Origin of the sequence: Wolbachia endosymbiont (group B) of Chorthippus parallelus, assembly GCF_947251815.1 — a bacterium.
GTDB lineage: Bacteria > Pseudomonadota > Alphaproteobacteria > Rickettsiales > Anaplasmataceae > Wolbachia.
Genome location: NZ_OX366390.1, coordinates 273,129 through 288,439, shown reverse-complemented (window position 1 = coordinate 288,439; position 15,311 = coordinate 273,129). Strand labels below are relative to the sequence as shown.

Here is a 15,311-nt window from a genome sequence, read left to right as displayed (position 1 = left end):
ATGGAAAGGTGGCTGAGCGGTCTAAAGCACACGCTTGGAAAGCGTGCACATATGAAAATATGTCGGGGGTTCGAATCCCCCCTTTTCCGCACATTATTTCTAGTATAACATAGGTTTTGTTCTTTAAGGGATATAGCATTAGCACTTCAGCTTCGCAATTTTTCAGAGTCATCTACGTCAATAAAAGAATAGAGTTATCAAGTTGCAGAGCCTTCTTGATTTTTGATGACGAAGAGTAATAGAAATACAATCCAGTAGCCAGCTGCTGATCCCTATTACTAATAATGTCTTGCAATACTATACTTAGTCTGTGTCATTTCTTCCGAGCATCAGCAAACTCGTATATACTCAACCTACCATAATCTGTCGATATAATTCTTTATTGAAAATTTCGGAAGACAAAAAAGCCTCACACTTTTTTATTAAATAGACATGTAATCGTATTCATCCAAAGATGATTCCATTATTGTCTTTTGTGGATCAAATGGTTCAGAACTTAGATCATATATATTATTACATCTTGCCTTGCATATAGATCGCCCGGCAGGATTATACCAATCATGTATCTCTTTACATTTTCTGTGGCAAAGATTATGGTCACGTGCTTTTTGCTCGTCTATCCAAGAAAATAATTTTTGTGTAGATTCTTGCACCTTACTTTTACTCGTAAAAGGATAAGTATGGTAGTTTTGTGTATTTTTTGACATAATATTCTCCCTAATTAAAAAACTAACATAATATTAAAACATTAATATTAATGTTAATAATAGTATAACTACTTTTTAATACAGTTTTTACGAAAGTTAAAACAAATTATACAGCCCTCCTTCCTCTCCACCTACAGAAACACTAAATATATTTTTTAAACACCTGTTTTGCTCTTGCCTCTAATCACTATTCCATTACTCACACTTGTTACCTCTATATCAGACGATTTTACATTATTCCTAATCAGATGATTTACCACTACTCTACACTTATATTTATCTATTTCTTGATCAGAGGTTTTTTTATAAAATTTCCTGTAATTTACCTCTCTCTTCATCAACTATAGTATTTCCTAAAGTAAATGATAAAGATATAATAAGGTATTTAAGTTATAATGGCATATAGTGTGGATTTAAGGGAAAAGGCAGTATTGATGATAGAAAAAGGGAAGACGAAGATTGAGGTAGCAGAGCTTATGGAGATAGGAATAGCAACTCTGTACCGCTGGTTAAAAAAGAAAGCTGCTGGTGAAAGCCTAAAGCCATCTAAAAACGGCAGCTTTATTCGAAAAATAGACCCAAAAATACTCAAAGAATATGTTACAAAGAATCCAGATCATACTCTGGCAGAGATGAAACGAAATCTTGGATTTGGAATACATTCAATTTGGTATAGACTAAAACAGCTAAGAATTACTTTAAAAAAAAGTCACACTATATCAAGAGCGCAATCAAGAAGATTGACAGCAATTTACCGATAAAATCTCAAAAATAGACCATTCTAGCACCTTATATATAGATGAAGCAGGAGTTGACAATAGATTATACCGAGAGTATGGGCGCGCTCCAAGAGGAAAGAAAATTTATGAAGATATTCCAGCGAGAGAGAATCAGTATAGTAGCCGGGTGGATTGGAAAGAGATTTATTGCACCAATAACTTTTACTGGAGGGTGTAACAAAGAAGTATTTAATGCATGGTTAGAGCAGATATTACTTCCACAGTTACAACCTGGTACAACCATAGTTATGGATAATGCTACATTTCATAAGACTCCTACAACAAGGTCATTAATAGAATCTTTTGGCTGTCATTTGCTCTATCTTCCAACATATTCACCAGATTTGAATCCCATAGAACACTGTTGGCATAACATCAAAAGCCGTCTCAGACCTCTAATGTATAAATATACAGACTTACAACTTTTGGTTGGTAATGCCATAATGGAACTTTATCATCCATTTTAGAAAATACTATACTATTGGAAAATGCCCATCGTCTTGACATTTTTCTTAAATCGTGGCAGTCTTAACGTTCATTTCAAAATTTTCTCTGTCCTTTTTTGACTCCCTTTAAGAACTCAAAAGTTTGTTCCCATTTTCTTTTTTCTATGTAATATTCCATTGGTAGTTTCTCTATATTATTCACGGTCTCTTTTTCCTTATTTCTCCTACTTTTTCTTTACTTTATTTTCTCACAGCATATTTTGTTCACAGAACCCAGATAAAATTCACGAATTTCAATGCTTTAGCTATTTTAAGTAGAATTAAATTTACTAATACAAACAATAAATTACTATTCTTAAATTTGATCAGATTGATTGCAAAAAATAAGATTTTCAATACGTTGCTTGTATAGTTGGCCTTTCATAGTTAGTGATGCAACAAAGCCATTTCAGTGTTTGGGCGCTGGGGTGACACACTGGAATCCAGATTAAACACTAAGTTGGTAAGCATGTTACAACGTTTTTGACGACGAAAAGACTAGATAGCTACTTTCATGACAACCATTTAGTTGTCTTTTCTCGTCTATCTTATTTTGTCACTCTGCTGAACAGATACTAAAGTACTAGCTTTTGTGGGTTGATGCACAATTCTATCAGAAGTTTTGTGACTATAATTGCAGAAAACATCGAGCACAGGATTCCTATCGATAAAGTGACAGAAAACCCTCTAATTGCTCCGCTACCAATAATGAACATTATTCCTGCAGCAATCAGTGTAGTGAGGTTTGAGTCAAGAATTGTTTTTATTGCGTTTTTAAATCCTTCTTCAATGGCACGAGCTGTTCTTTTTCCTGCTCTTATTTCTTCGCGGATGCGTTCAAATATTAAAACATTTGCATCCACTGACATGCCAACAGTTAGCGCAATTCCAGCAATTCCAGGGAGAGTAAGAGTTGCTTCAAGTAAGGTAAGAATGAGTAGTATAGAGATTACATTAAAAACGAGTGCAACAGACGCTAATAAGCCTAATTTGCCGTAAGTAATGATTATAGATAAACCAACGGCTATGATAGAGATTATTGCTGCAATTTCTCCTGCTTTTATTGACTCTTCTCCAAGGCTTGGACCAATGTTTTTTTCTTCAATTATTTTAAGTGGTGCAGGTAGTGCACCTGATTTTAAAAGTATTGCAAGTTCACTCGCTTGTTTTTCAGTGAAATTACCGCTAATTTCTCCCTCTCCATTTAGAATAGGTTCACGTATTGTTGGTACAGTTAAGACTGTGTTATCTAAAACAATTGCAAAAGGCTTTCCTACATTTTCTTTAGTAATTTTTGCAAATTTTTTACTTGCTATGCTGTCGAATTTGAAATGTACTGTTGGTTTACCTAAATTGCCAAATCTAACTGATGCGTTAACTAATGAATCACCGCCTATTTCAGTTTTGCGGAATATCGGGTAGGAATTACCCAAAGAATCCTTGAGCATAATCGTAGTGTCATGATCGATATCTTGCATTTTAGCTACATTGGTGTTTGCCAAATGGAAGGCCAGCTTGGCTGTTTTGCCAAGCAGAGATTTTATCTGCTGAGTGTCTTCTACTCCAGGAACTTGGACTAATATCTTATTTTGTCCTTGTTTTTGCACACTTACTTCCTTAGTACCAAGCTTATCTAAGCGTCTTTGAACATTAACTATTGACTCTGAAACTACTTCATTGATTAATGAATTCTTATAATGCGGTTTATATGAAATGAAAATTGCAGTATTTTTTCTACTCAATTCTAAATTTGGGTTTATTTTATGTATTAACGTTGAAACTTTTTTGTAATCATCAATATTATTTAAAGTTACAACCACTTGTTTATCGTTTTTTGCGCTAAATTCAATCTTTTGTGTTAACAGACCTTCTTTTATTTCATCGGTTAGCATGCTTAGTTTCTCTTTGAAGTAAAAATCTAAGTCTACATTTAGAAGCAGAGATGATCCACCTTTCAGGTCGAGCCCTAGATTTATCCTCTTTTTTGAGGTGAGAAACTTATTATCAAAGAAGTTTGGCAGTATTATATATAAAGATAGCAAAAAAATTAGCAATACTGAAAGAGATTTAATTATGAGCTTGTTTGGCATAAATTTAAACTATATTAGGTGCATTGTAAACTGAATAGTTGCTAATCACAAGCACCTGAATGAAAAGATTCTAAAGCCTTAATCTATAATTGATTGTACTTTATACTATACTTTGCTCTTCTGAAACATCATTTACTAAAGTGTTATAAATGTATGAATTAGGTTGAGAATTAGCTTTAAGATTCTCTATTTGTTTGTTTTTTCTAATGCTATCAATCGGAAGGTAAATGCATAAACCAAGTATTGAGAAAGTAACTATGGTAGCTGGTATGTGAGTAGCAAGAAATTCACTATAACTTGGATCTTTCCAACCGAGAGGACTAGATAGAGAAGGATGAGAGAAAAACTTTGGAATTACTACTGTTGCACTTAATAATATTATAATACTAGTTACAGTGGCACTGAAAAGGGGTAAAACATTTTTTTTATTAAATTTGCCATTAGAGTCTTTTAAAATATCAAACATACATACTCCTCAATTACTAACGTGCATGATACTAGGAGCTAATTATAAAATGTTCAATAACTAAATTGGAGATAATAAAAAATGGACATAGAATATAGATGTACAATATGAAGAATGTATGATAGTTAAAATAGGTACGAGGGGAAGCAATCTTGCGGTTGCTCAAGCTTTGGAAGCAAAACAAAGATTATTAGAGTTTTTTCCTAACCTATCTATTGAGATCATTAAAATCAAAACTTCTGGTGATAAGTATGTTAATGTAAATCTTGCTGAAATAGGAGGTAAAGGACTGTTCCTCAGGGAGATTGAGGCTGAATTACTCAAAAATAATATAGATATGGCGGTTCATTCGCTAAAAGATGTACCTGCGTTTTTCTCGAAGGACTTAACAATTCCTTGTGTTTTAGAGAGGCTAAGTCCATGTGATGTATTTATTTCTCATAAATATAAGAGCCTAAAAACTTTGCCACAGCAGGCTACAATTGCAACTTCTTCAATAAGAAGAAAAGTTCAGCTACTAAATCTCAGGCCAGACTTAAATGTAGTGCCACTGCGTGGAAATGTGACAACTAGACTGCAAAATCAGAATTTTGATGGAATGATTTTAGCCGAAGCAGGACTGATAAGATTAAAAAAACACCATTTAATTACAGAAGTATTATCACCAAAAGTCATGTTAAACGCAGTAGGGCAGGGGGCAATTTGCATTCAATGCCGAAAGAATGATATAAAAGTTATCGATCTTTTAGAGAAAATTAATAATAATATGTCTTTTATAAGGGCAAAATCAGAGCGCAGTTTCATGAAGACAATAAATGGTTCATGCTTTACGCCGCTTGCAGCTTTAGCAGAATATGTGAGTGAAAACATGCTGAATCTTTGTTGTATGTTAGCAGATGAGAAAGGTATATATTTCACTGAGCGTACTTCGTTTGTAGAAGATGCCGAAAAAATGGGTATGGATGCAGGATTAGAGTTAAAATCAAAATGCTTATAAGCTTACCTAAAGTATGTGGAATCTACCGTTATAATGTTTCAATGTCTAAAATGACTTGGTTAAATGTTGGTGGCCAAGCTGATGTACTATTTAAGCCACGTGACGTTGAAGATCTAATGTGCTTGATAAAAGATACTGAGTTACCAATTAGCATTATCGGTGCAACATCTAACATAATAGTGCAAGATAGTGGCATTCGAGGAATAACGGTGAAATTAGGTAAGGAATTTGCATATATTAAATGTAAAGATAATAGCTCCATCGTTGCAGGTGGTGCTGCACTGCTTAGTAACCTTGCCTACTTTGCCGGGGAACAGCAAATTAGTGGGCTTGAGTTTCTTGCCGGAATTCCAGGAACAGTTGGCGGTGGAATAGAAATGAATGCAGGTGCATATGGTAGTGATATTGCGAGTGTTGTAAAATTTATAAGGGCAGTGAATCTAGAAGATGGAAATTTATATGAATTTTCCAGTGAAGAAATGGGATATTTTTATCGTGGACATAGTCTAAAAGGCAGGTGGATTTTTATTGAAGCTGAATTTAAAGGAGTAAGTTCAGAGTATGAGCTTATATTGCAAAGATTGAAAGAAGTTATTGATAAAAAAAATAAAAGCCAACCAGTAAGAGGAAAAACTGCTGGCTGTATATTCAAAAATCCAATAGGCTGCAAGGCATGGAAACTGATTGATGAATCTGGCTGCCGAGGATTAGATAATGGTGTAGCTAAAATTTCTAAGAAACATTGTAATTTTCTGCTCAATTACAATAATGCAACTGCACTTGACTTAGAAAACCTTGGCAACAGAGTACAAAATGCAGTAAAAGATAAATTTAACATTGAACTTGAGTGGGAGATAAGGGTTTTGGGTAGGTAACTTCTAACCTTCTCTAATATGACCTATTTCAATTGAGTACACTTCAATTTAAGCCCTAGGTACACTATTTTGCGAGGATAATTTATGCTTCCTTTAAAGAAAAGCATTCTTTTACTTTTTCGACTGTAGGTTCTATAATACATTCATTTATTTTTTCAGCCGTCAATGCTAATAAACCTAATGCAAAAAGACTTACAAATGGTGCAATAACTCCTATTGTTGCACTCATCAAAGCTGCTGATTCTATATTTAACATTACAGTAGGAAAAATAGTACCTATAGCTGCACCAAGACCAATCCCTACTACGGCAGTGGTAGCTAAGGTACATAAAAAATAAGCTATTAGCTTTGTTTGGCTTGTTTTTTCATAATGCTTAAGACTATCTTCTCTGGAAGTAATTAAAATGAGAAATGAGTATGTAGAAACCAAAGAAATAATTCCGCCTATGATTAAAGGTGATAAAGCTGCAAAGTTTAAACTAAAGCCTATAAGTGTTCCTATTATAGCTGCTATCCCATAAGACTTTAAACGCTTTTTAATTTCTGGACCCATACCTCCTTCTATGTATATTTAATTAATAATGAAATGTTACTCATTCTTCCTTCATCTGTAAAGTTATATTAACCTAATTCCAAAAATTGTTGTATAATATCAATTTGAGGTTTTATTTCCAGTGCATAAGTTTGCAGTGTTCTTTTCTATATTGTTTGCAATAGTTGCTTACTATTTAAACAATGAAGTGATATTTGAAGTAGCAAGGCTACTTAGTGATATATTCATCAGTTTATTGAAATTGATTAGCTTACCTTTAGTTTTTCTATCTATCGTGTCCACAATTTCGGGACTTAAAGACTCAATTGAAATTAAAGTATTACTTAAGAAGACACTGTTTTATACGCTGCTTACAACCATTATAGCTGCATTTGTTGCGCTATCTTTCTATTTATTCATAGATCCAGTAAGAAAAAATTTCATAAGTAACACAATAGAAAGTGTGAGTGACAGCAACCACAATTACTTTTCATACTTAAAATCACTCATTCCTTCGAATTTTGTGCAAGTTTTTCTTGAAAATAATGTTATTGGCAGCATATTGATTGCTTTTTTGATGGGTGGAGCTATTATTTCGCTCTCAAAAGAAAAACAAGATATATTACACCAAATATTTTCTGCACTATTTGATACACTTCTTAGAATTGCTCAAGGGTTATTAAAGTTTATTCCTCTTGCTGTATGGTCTTTTATCACATGTTTTTTATACGAGTTAAAAGGTGGCAGCGAATTCCATAGTCTTTTTTGGTATTTTGCTTGCATAATGTCTGCAAATTTCGTGCAAGCATTTGTGATTTTGCCACTACTCATGTGGCATAAAGGTATATCACCAATTCAAACGATGAAAGGTGTTATGCCAGCACTTACACTTGCATTTTTTTCTAAATCATCTAGTGCAACGCTGCCTACAACTATAGAATGTGTGCAAAATCAGCTAAAGGTACCAAAGAAATTGTCATCTTTTATTCTACCAATATGCACAACAGTTAATATGAATGCGTGTGCTGCATTTATTTTAATCACAGTGATGTTTGTTGCAGAGATGAATGGGCACACATTTTCCTTAAGTGAGATGTTCATATGGATTTTTTTAGCTACAGGAGCTGCAATTGGTAACGCTGGAGTGCCGATGGGGTGCTATTTTATGGCAACTAGTTATTTGGTATCAATGAATGTTCCTTTGTACATTATGGGATTGATTTTGCCTATTTATACAATCATTGATATGTTTGAAACTGCAATAAATGTGTGGTCTGATATCTGTATAACACAGATAATTAATAAAGAATTTAAAACTCAAGAATGATATTAGATAATACAATAATAAAAGAATTTGAAGAGGCTGGTGCGATTTTGCACGGACATTTTGTACTCTCGTCAGGGCTGCACAGCAACACTTACATACAATGCGCTAAAATTTTTGAAAATCCAAGCAGAGCAATGAACGTTTGTGAGCTATTGGCGAATAAAATAAGAAAAGAGCTTATTGAACCCATAGATTTAATACTATCTCCTGCAATTGGTGGAATAATCGTGGGTTATGAGATTGGTAGACAGCTTGGAATCCGAACAATATTTTGCGAACGTGTTAATGGTAAATTTGAATTACGCCGTGGATTTAAGATTAAACAAGGTGAGAAGATATTACTAATTGAAGATGTGATTACCACAGGTAAATCTTCACTTGAAGCAGTAAAATGTGCAGAAGAGAAGGGAGGTAAAGTTGTTGCTGGAGCTTCTTTGATCAAGAGAAATAGTGAAACAAAACTACCTTTTCCTATCATATCTTTGATTGAACTAAATATCAAAAACTATAGCGAGGAAGAACTGCCAAGTGAATTAAAACAATTACCCATAATGAAACCTGGGAGTAGAGAATATTTAACAAAATAATTCTATATATGGCTAAAGTGATTCAGTAACTTTTACGTGTTATATTTTTTGCATCAAAGTTAGATATTACAGTTTATTTTCCTGTATTCGTTCAACAGAATGGCAAAATAAGATAGACAAATAAAGATATAAAGTAAAAACAATAATAGGTGTCATTCCAGCGCGTGACGCTGTAATCCAGAAAGGAACAATGGATCCCAGTGTCTGAGCACTGGGATGACAAGGTAGGAAGTACTGGGATGAAACCTTTTTGCTTCAATATTTTGCACAGTAGCCATGCAACTTAACAGATACTTTTCTCTTCATTTATCCTAAGGTTTTTATGGGTTTTTTAACCCATAAAAACCTTATATAAAACCCCTGTTGTGATTAAAAATACACTAAATCTTGGTTTTCACATGTTTCATTTTCTGCCATAAGCGACAATAATTTTGTGCTCTCAAGGAAACTGTTTGCACTAGCTTCTAAGAGATCAGATTTTACTTTTGTAAGTTCACATTTAATCTGATCTATTTTCCCATTCAAATTTTTATGTGCATCTTCGACTAATTTATTCATTTCATCTTCTAAAAGTGTACTTACTTCTTTACTTTGTGTAGTGACAAGATCATTTATTTTGCTTGTAATTTCAGGTTTTATAAGGCTTTCAATTTTTTCTTCAGTATATTTTTTTACTTCTTCTTCTACCTGAGTTTTTATTTCTGGCTTTAGCAAATCTGCAACTTCTGGTCCTACTTTTTTCACTGCTTTTTCAGCTGCATTTTTTGCTGCTTTTTCAGAATTTGCTTCTACTGACTTTACTGTCTTATCAATTGAAGTCGATATTTTTTTTCTATTTGATTAGCTTTTTCGGTAGCTATTTTGTTAGCTTTCTCTTCAGCTAAAGTTAGCATTTTTCCTTCTATTTTTTTTACTTCATCTTGAGCTGCTTTTCTAGCTTCTAGTTTTAAATCGTTACCCATTTGAGATATTACTTGATTCGCAGCTTCTTTTGCTGTTTTGCTTATACCAAGAATTTTATCAAACATTCCTGCACGATACACTTGAGAGCCGAAGTTTGATTCGTCAGCCAAATTTTTGTAATTGTATTCTTTCATAATGTACTCCTTAATTTAAAAACTATACTAACATTAATATACAAGTACAAAAATTATATTAATATTAGTATTGCTTTTCAGGGCAGTAGTATAAATTTATAGTACCTTTTGAAAAAATTCATGACTTGACGGCAAAGAGCATTATATTGGTATCATGACTGACTTGGAAAAGATGAGAGAAAAACTGCAAAATCAAATTAATTATCATAATATCTTATATTATCAAAAAAGTAAGCCAGAGATAAGTGATGCTGAATATGATGAACTGAAAAAAAAGTTAGCTGCGATAGAGCCAGAAGCTTATGCAACACAAGATAGTGTTGGTGCTCCGCCTGATGAGAGATTTTCTAAGGTGGAACATCAAGAACCTATGCTTTCTCTTGAGAATGCTTATGATGAACAAGGTGTAGAAAAATTTTTGTCTAAGATAAAGAGATTTTTAATTGCAGATGAAATAGAGATATTATGTGAGCCAAAAATTGATGGATTGTCATTTTCTGCAATTTATGAAGATGGGAAATTTGTTAAAGCTGCAACTCGAGGTGACGGTTTTGTAGGAGAGGATGTAACTCACAATGTTGCAACAATAAAAGGCTTTCCTAAGTTTTTACAAGATGTGCAAGGAAGACTAGAAGTAAGGGGTGAAATATATATCAGTAACAGCGACTTTTTAAAGTTAAATGAAAATAATGAATTCGCTAATCCTCGAAATGCAGCTGCTGGTTCTTTAAAGCAATTGAATGCGAACATTACAGCAAAAAGGCCTCTTAGATATTTTGCTTATTCTTTAATTGGTGGAATAGAGAAAAGTCAAAGTGAGGTACTAGATAGACTTGAGGAACTTGGCTTTTGTGTAAATGAGCATCGCTTCTTAACAAGTAGTTTGAATGGAATGCTAAAGTTCTATAACGAGATCTATGATTATCGTTATAACTTGGGTTATGATATCGATGGGATAGTCTATAAAGTGAATGATTTGGTGCTACAAAGTCGTCTGGGAAGTACACACAAAGCGCCACGCTCAGCGCTTGCATATAAATTTTCTGCGGTTTATGCAAAGACAAAGTTAAATAAAATATTTATACAGGTGGGTAGAACGGGGCTTTTAACTCCAGTTGCAGATTTGGTACCAGTCAATATTGGCGGAGTGCTAGTTAGCAGAGCAAGTCTACATAACCAAGATGAGATAAAACGTAAAGACATAAGAGAAGGAGATGTTGTAACAATTAAAAGAGCTGGAGATGTAATTCCTCAAATTGTCAAAGTAGATGAAGGTTCTCGTCATGCAAATATGCCTGAATTTGTGTTTCCTGACATATGTCCTGAATGTGGTAGTAAAGTGCAGATTGAAGGAGTTGCAGTAAGATGTCCTAAAGAATTTAATTGCAAGGCTCAAATAGTAGAAAAACTAAAACATTTTGTGTCAAAAGATGCATTTGACATTGTTGGCCTTGGTGAAAAACAAATAAAGTTTTTTTATGACCTGGAACTAATAAGACAAATTCCAGACATTTTTATTTTAGAGGAAAGATTAAAAGAGTTTTCCTTAAAAGAGCATCATGGTTGGGGCGAGAAGTCAATAGCTAATCTATTAAGTGCTATACAAAGCAGAAGAGTAATCTCTCTAGATAGGTTCATATTTTCTTTGGGTATCAGATTTATCGGCCAAGTTGCAGCAGAATTGCTCGCAAATTATTATGTATCTTATAATAACTGGTATAATTCGATGTCATCAAATGATGTTGAGTTGGTAGGTATAGATGGTATAGGAGAAAAAGTAGCTGAATCTTTAAAATCGTTTTTTTCTCAGGAACGTAACATTAAAATGTTAAATGATCTTACTGCATATCTGCAAATTCTTCCCGTGAGCTCCAACTCTAGCGATTCTTTTTTGAATAACAAAATTATAGTGTTTACTGGTAAGCTACGTGCTATGAGTAGAGGAGAGGCAAAAGTAAGAGCTAAAGCTCTAGGGGCAAAGATCAGTTCAAGTCTTTCTGCTAAAACTGACTATCTAATTGCAGGAGAAGATCCAGGGTCAAAATATAAAAAAGCAATTGAGTTAGGTGTGGAAATTTTAAACGAAGATCAGTGGAATAAAATTGTGTGATTCATAGAGGTTATTGCAACTAATTTGTCAGATCAAGTCTGAACTTGAAATACCTGTTAAGAGGTTTTATATTTTTGAAGTGACTTTAACTCTTGGTTATGTTTGTAATTTTGCATGACAAATGTTTCTTTTGATGAGATATAATTTTTTTGTATTTCACTTAGACAAGGAATTGTTTTTTCCAGTTCTTTATATTTTTCCCAAGGAGTCTTTCCCTGAAGAGAGCTATGAGGACGTTGTTTATTATAATATTCTTCCCAATCCCTAAGCTTGACTTGCAATTCATAATCCTTAATGTTAACGCTACTATAAAATTCATCTAAATCTGTACGCTGCGCTCTTTCTACTTTACCATTTAAATGTGGGGAAAACGGCTTAATTGGACGGAATTTTATTTTCCATTCTTTTAGACACTCTTGCACTTCGTAAGCAAAAAATTCTTGTCCTCTATCGGTCTGAATCCTTTGACAATGAAATGGAGCCCTTTCCCTTAATTGTTTTAGGAAATCCAGAGTATTTTTTGAAGTACGCCTTGAGTATAATGCGATAACTTTATAACGCGTACAATCATCTATAGCAGTATATTGATAAAGCCCCGAAGATATTTTGCAAACATCCATTTGTACACGCTCTCCTGGCACTTTGCAGTTATAACGCTTAATCTGCTTGCGATAGTGGCGCTTAATACGTAAAAGACTTACATCGTGTTTCTTCAAAACTTTGTGTATAGTAGCCAATGCAAAAGAGATATCATGTAAACGCTTTAATTCAGCTTGAATACGTCTTGCTCCTAATTTTCTAGCTTTTCTCAGATGAAGAATGAGCTGTTCATTTGACTTGTTGATTTTTTGTAAGGGTAAAGTTTTAGGCCTGCTACTAAGGTTTGACAATCCCTGTTCACCTAGCTTTTCATAACGTTTGTACCATTTTCGTAAGGTAAAGCGTGAAATGTTATAGTGTTGACATACTTTGCCTGCATGACCTAATTTTTTGTATAATTCTATCCAATTCAGACGCAACTTAACTTTGGTATCCATTTACTGATTGCCTCTTGTTGATGAATTTATTCATATTATTGTAATAAGGTATTTAAACTATCACAAGTCAAAGTTTTTATTTTATCTTACATTTTTGCTGTAATAACCTCTATGAATCACACACTCTAATTAGATCTGACTTTGATTTAACTGCTAAAATAAAAATCTTTAACCAGAACCTAAACTACAAAGCTATAATTAAACCTCTGTATTTTACCAATGAACTTCCTTGAACATTTCTCCAATTTTTTTCTAAATAACTCTTTGCCTATTTAAATAAGTATGTTCAGTATTAGAGCTTTCCAGACCGCTATTAGGAGAAAGATTAGGTTCTTGACCTTTAAACATCTCTATTAGCTTTAATACAGGAGCAGTTCCTGCTACAATAGCTCCTATAACAGCAGTAGCACCCATGATGAGAAGAATCGGTTCTGCAGTGGTGATTACACAAAGCTCAATACATAAACCAGCAATGACCATACCAACCATTGTACCAATGAAAGCACCTACAATTATGGACGAAACTACAACAATTAATTGTCCTATTTTTGAACTAAGTGGTACTTCTCTTTCACGTCTAACAAAATTTGGCCGCATTCGCCTTCCCGCTCTTCTTCTTTCTCTCATTATTGTATATTCATCCCTATTTTCGGAGAGATTTAGTGATACTTCACTTGGCTACATTTGTTCTCCTGGTCTTCTTATACTTTCACTCCTGTTTCCAGAGAATAGTTCTCTGTCAGCTGCTCTATCAAGATCTCTGATGTTATTTAGTATCTCTTGCGTTCTTTGCCTTACTATATTTTCATCCCTGTTGCTAAGGAGAACTCTCCGAGGTTGATTTAGAATATGATCTAATCTCTCATAGTTCCTTGCCCTTCTTTCATTCACGTTTTCAAAGAAGTGGAAATTCAGAAATGTTTCTCTTTCACCTCCAACATAACCTCTTGAATTTCGCTTTGATCTTCCTCCAACATCCTTAATTGTCTTTTCAAATTTTAATAGCGACTTGTTGTTTAGTCTAACATGATTCTGAGAATCACAAGCAACGATCCAGTCTAAAATTGGCATTTTTTGACTATCAAATCCTGTACCATGTTCTATATCATCATTAATGTGTTCTTTTAGTTTTTTAATTATCTCTACTGCTCTTAGCTCCATAGTTTCTATGGTACTATCTTCACTTTCTACCAGTATATTGAAAACAATTCCTAATAACTCCTGTTGTAAATCCTTTCGTTCTTTAATATTCATAATTAGCCTCAACTTTTATATGCTATTTTGCCAAAATAATTTTACCAAATAAGTAATATATATACAATAATTCTCGTTTAAAAATTTTTTTACATTGGCCTATCTAAGTTATGTTTTAGGATATAAAAGCTTCTTACTTTAATAATTTATTAAAGTAAACCATATATGGATTGCTATTTAGGAGCAGCTGTTGTACTTTAATCAGAAGGTACAGTAATGTAAGAAGGAGGTACTTTATGTCTTTAAAAAAGAAAATTTCTGAGTTTATAGAGGAACAGCTTGATATAAAATACCATGACAATTACTTGGCTTACACTATACACAATTGGGCTGCAAGTGAAATATCTAGATCTGTCGCTCTGTGTATAATTGGTTGTGGCGATTGTGAGATTAAGTATCAAGGTATTGCTAATTCATTTAACATAACGAAAGAAGAAATTAACCAAAGTAATATAGAAAGCATAAAAAATAAGATAGAAAGTGAAGCTAGAAAAGAAGGTAGTGAATTTTCCGAGTTGATTTCTAGAATGGATCAATCGATGAAAGAACAAAGTGAAAAGTCTATTATACAGATTTTAAATTCATCTGCTGAAGAGATGTTAAGGAGTTTTTATGGTAGTTCTATACAGAGGACAGAGGATAAAGAAGTTAGTGTATCCTCTGCTTCACATGAAGAGCCTGCTACAGAAGATTCGGAAACTACTGTTAATTCTGATCTTTTATCAATTTAACCAGCTCCCTCATATAAATTTTTCTGTACCCAAGCTATATGTTTGTGAGAGGATAGTAAGCACTACATTTTTCTATTTCCATTATAATAGGTTCGTCTATTTTCATGATGATCTTACTATTTGTACTTTGTCTAGGACTAAGCAATAGAAATAGTAGGATAACAGTAGTCAACCAAGATTCCAGCATCACGTACTAGGATGATATAAGTATCATAATTTACGATTAGATTGACATAG

General features: G+C 33.4%; 16 protein-coding genes, 1 tRNA gene and 1 pseudogene. 9 read left to right on the top strand and 9 right to left on the bottom strand.

Translation table 11 applies throughout. From position 1 onward, the window contains the following. Positions 1–2: 2 nt before the first annotated feature. Positions 3–89, top strand: a tRNA-Ser gene (locus OPS21_RS01320). Between the two features lie 333 nt (positions 90–422). On the opposite strand, the gene OPS21_RS01315 is transcribed toward OPS21_RS01320, so the two are convergent. Next, a complete protein-coding gene (locus tag OPS21_RS01315) occupies positions 423–707 on the bottom strand; it encodes a hypothetical protein (protein WP_143689831.1) in 285 nt (94 codons plus the stop codon). Positions 708–862: 155 nt separating this feature from the next. Continuing rightward, positions 863–1,045 carry a hypothetical protein gene (locus OPS21_RS01310; protein ID WP_264336274.1) on the bottom strand — a complete coding sequence of 61 codons (183 nt, stop codon included), beginning with the start codon at positions 1,043–1,045 and terminating at the stop codon, positions 863–865. A 57-nt stretch (positions 1,046–1,102) separates the two neighbouring features. Between OPS21_RS01310 and OPS21_RS01305 the strand changes: the two genes are divergently transcribed. Beyond that, the gene (locus tag OPS21_RS01305) at positions 1,103–1,468 is read left to right on the top strand and encodes a transposase (protein ID WP_265027673.1); all 366 of its coding nucleotides are present in this window, start codon (positions 1,103–1,105) and stop codon (positions 1,466–1,468) included. A gap of 38 nt (positions 1,469–1,506) precedes the next feature. After that, positions 1,507–1,953: a transposase gene (locus OPS21_RS01300; RefSeq protein ID WP_265027564.1), complete on the top strand. Its 447-nt coding sequence runs from the start codon at positions 1,507–1,509 to the stop codon at positions 1,951–1,953. Between the two features lie 593 nt (positions 1,954–2,546). Here the strand turns inward: OPS21_RS01300 and secD are convergent. After that, positions 2,547–4,061 (bottom strand): protein translocase subunit SecD, encoded by a 1,515-nt coding sequence (secD, locus tag OPS21_RS01295; protein ID WP_265027672.1) that lies wholly within the window; start codon positions 4,059–4,061, stop codon positions 2,547–2,549. A 100-nt stretch (positions 4,062–4,161) separates the two neighbouring features. Further along, a complete protein-coding gene (locus tag OPS21_RS01290; RefSeq protein ID WP_264336278.1) occupies positions 4,162–4,527 on the bottom strand; it encodes a hypothetical protein in 366 nt (121 codons plus the stop codon). Positions 4,528–4,645: 118 nt separating this feature from the next. On the opposite strand from OPS21_RS01290, the gene hemC reads away from it, so the two are divergent. Then, on the top strand, positions 4,646–5,524 hold the full coding sequence (hemC, locus tag OPS21_RS01285; RefSeq protein WP_264336279.1) for a hydroxymethylbilane synthase: 879 nt from the start codon (positions 4,646–4,648) through the stop codon (positions 5,522–5,524). Beyond that, entirely contained in the window at positions 5,515–6,399 is an 885-nt protein-coding gene (murB, locus tag OPS21_RS01280) for a UDP-N-acetylmuramate dehydrogenase (RefSeq protein ID WP_264336280.1), read from the top strand. The genes hemC and murB overlap by 10 nt, the downstream gene beginning before the upstream one ends. A gap of 82 nt (positions 6,400–6,481) precedes the next feature. Here murB and OPS21_RS01275 read toward each other — a convergent pair whose 3' ends face one another. Continuing rightward, on the bottom strand, positions 6,482–6,952 hold the full coding sequence (locus tag OPS21_RS01275; protein WP_264336281.1) for a hypothetical protein: 471 nt from the start codon (positions 6,950–6,952) through the stop codon (positions 6,482–6,484). Positions 6,953–7,073: 121 nt separating this feature from the next. Between OPS21_RS01275 and OPS21_RS01270 the strand changes: the two genes are divergently transcribed. Next, positions 7,074–8,258 carry a dicarboxylate/amino acid:cation symporter gene (locus OPS21_RS01270; protein WP_006015333.1) on the top strand — a complete coding sequence of 395 codons (1,185 nt, stop codon included), beginning with the start codon at positions 7,074–7,076 and terminating at the stop codon, positions 8,256–8,258. Further along, positions 8,255–8,845, top strand: coding sequence for an orotate phosphoribosyltransferase (pyrE, locus tag OPS21_RS01265; RefSeq protein ID WP_264336282.1), 591 nt, complete (start codon positions 8,255–8,257; stop codon positions 8,843–8,845). Before OPS21_RS01270 ends, pyrE begins: the two co-directional genes overlap by 4 nt. Before the next feature lie 369 nt (positions 8,846–9,214). Here the strand turns inward: pyrE and OPS21_RS01260 are convergent, their stop codons facing one another. Continuing rightward, a complete protein-coding gene (locus OPS21_RS01260) occupies positions 9,215–9,589 on the bottom strand; it encodes a hypothetical protein (RefSeq protein WP_264336283.1) in 375 nt (124 codons plus the stop codon). 53 nt (positions 9,590–9,642) lie between these two features. Next, positions 9,643–9,942, bottom strand: a complete 300-nt coding sequence (locus OPS21_RS01255) for a hypothetical protein (RefSeq protein WP_264336284.1) — start codon at positions 9,940–9,942, stop codon at positions 9,643–9,645. Positions 9,943–10,096: 154 nt separating this feature from the next. On the opposite strand from OPS21_RS01255, the gene ligA reads away from it, so the two are divergent. Next, positions 10,097–12,052: an NAD-dependent DNA ligase LigA gene (ligA, locus tag OPS21_RS01250; RefSeq protein ID WP_265027671.1), complete on the top strand. Its 1,956-nt coding sequence runs from the start codon at positions 10,097–10,099 to the stop codon at positions 12,050–12,052. Between the two features lie 56 nt (positions 12,053–12,108). Here the strand turns inward: ligA and OPS21_RS01245 are convergent, their stop codons facing one another. Then, positions 12,109–13,089 (bottom strand): IS481 family transposase, encoded by a 981-nt coding sequence (locus OPS21_RS01245; RefSeq protein ID WP_264336561.1) that lies wholly within the window; start codon positions 13,087–13,089, stop codon positions 12,109–12,111. A gap of 252 nt (positions 13,090–13,341) precedes the next feature. Beyond that, a pseudogene (locus tag OPS21_RS08030) lies at positions 13,342–14,343 on the bottom strand (hypothetical protein). Between the two features lie 236 nt (positions 14,344–14,579). Between OPS21_RS08030 and OPS21_RS01230 the strand changes: the two are divergent. Beyond that, a complete protein-coding gene (locus OPS21_RS01230) occupies positions 14,580–15,074 on the top strand; it encodes a WBM0748 family T4SS-associated protein (protein WP_264336288.1) in 495 nt (164 codons plus the stop codon). Positions 15,075–15,311 lie beyond the last annotated feature (237 nt).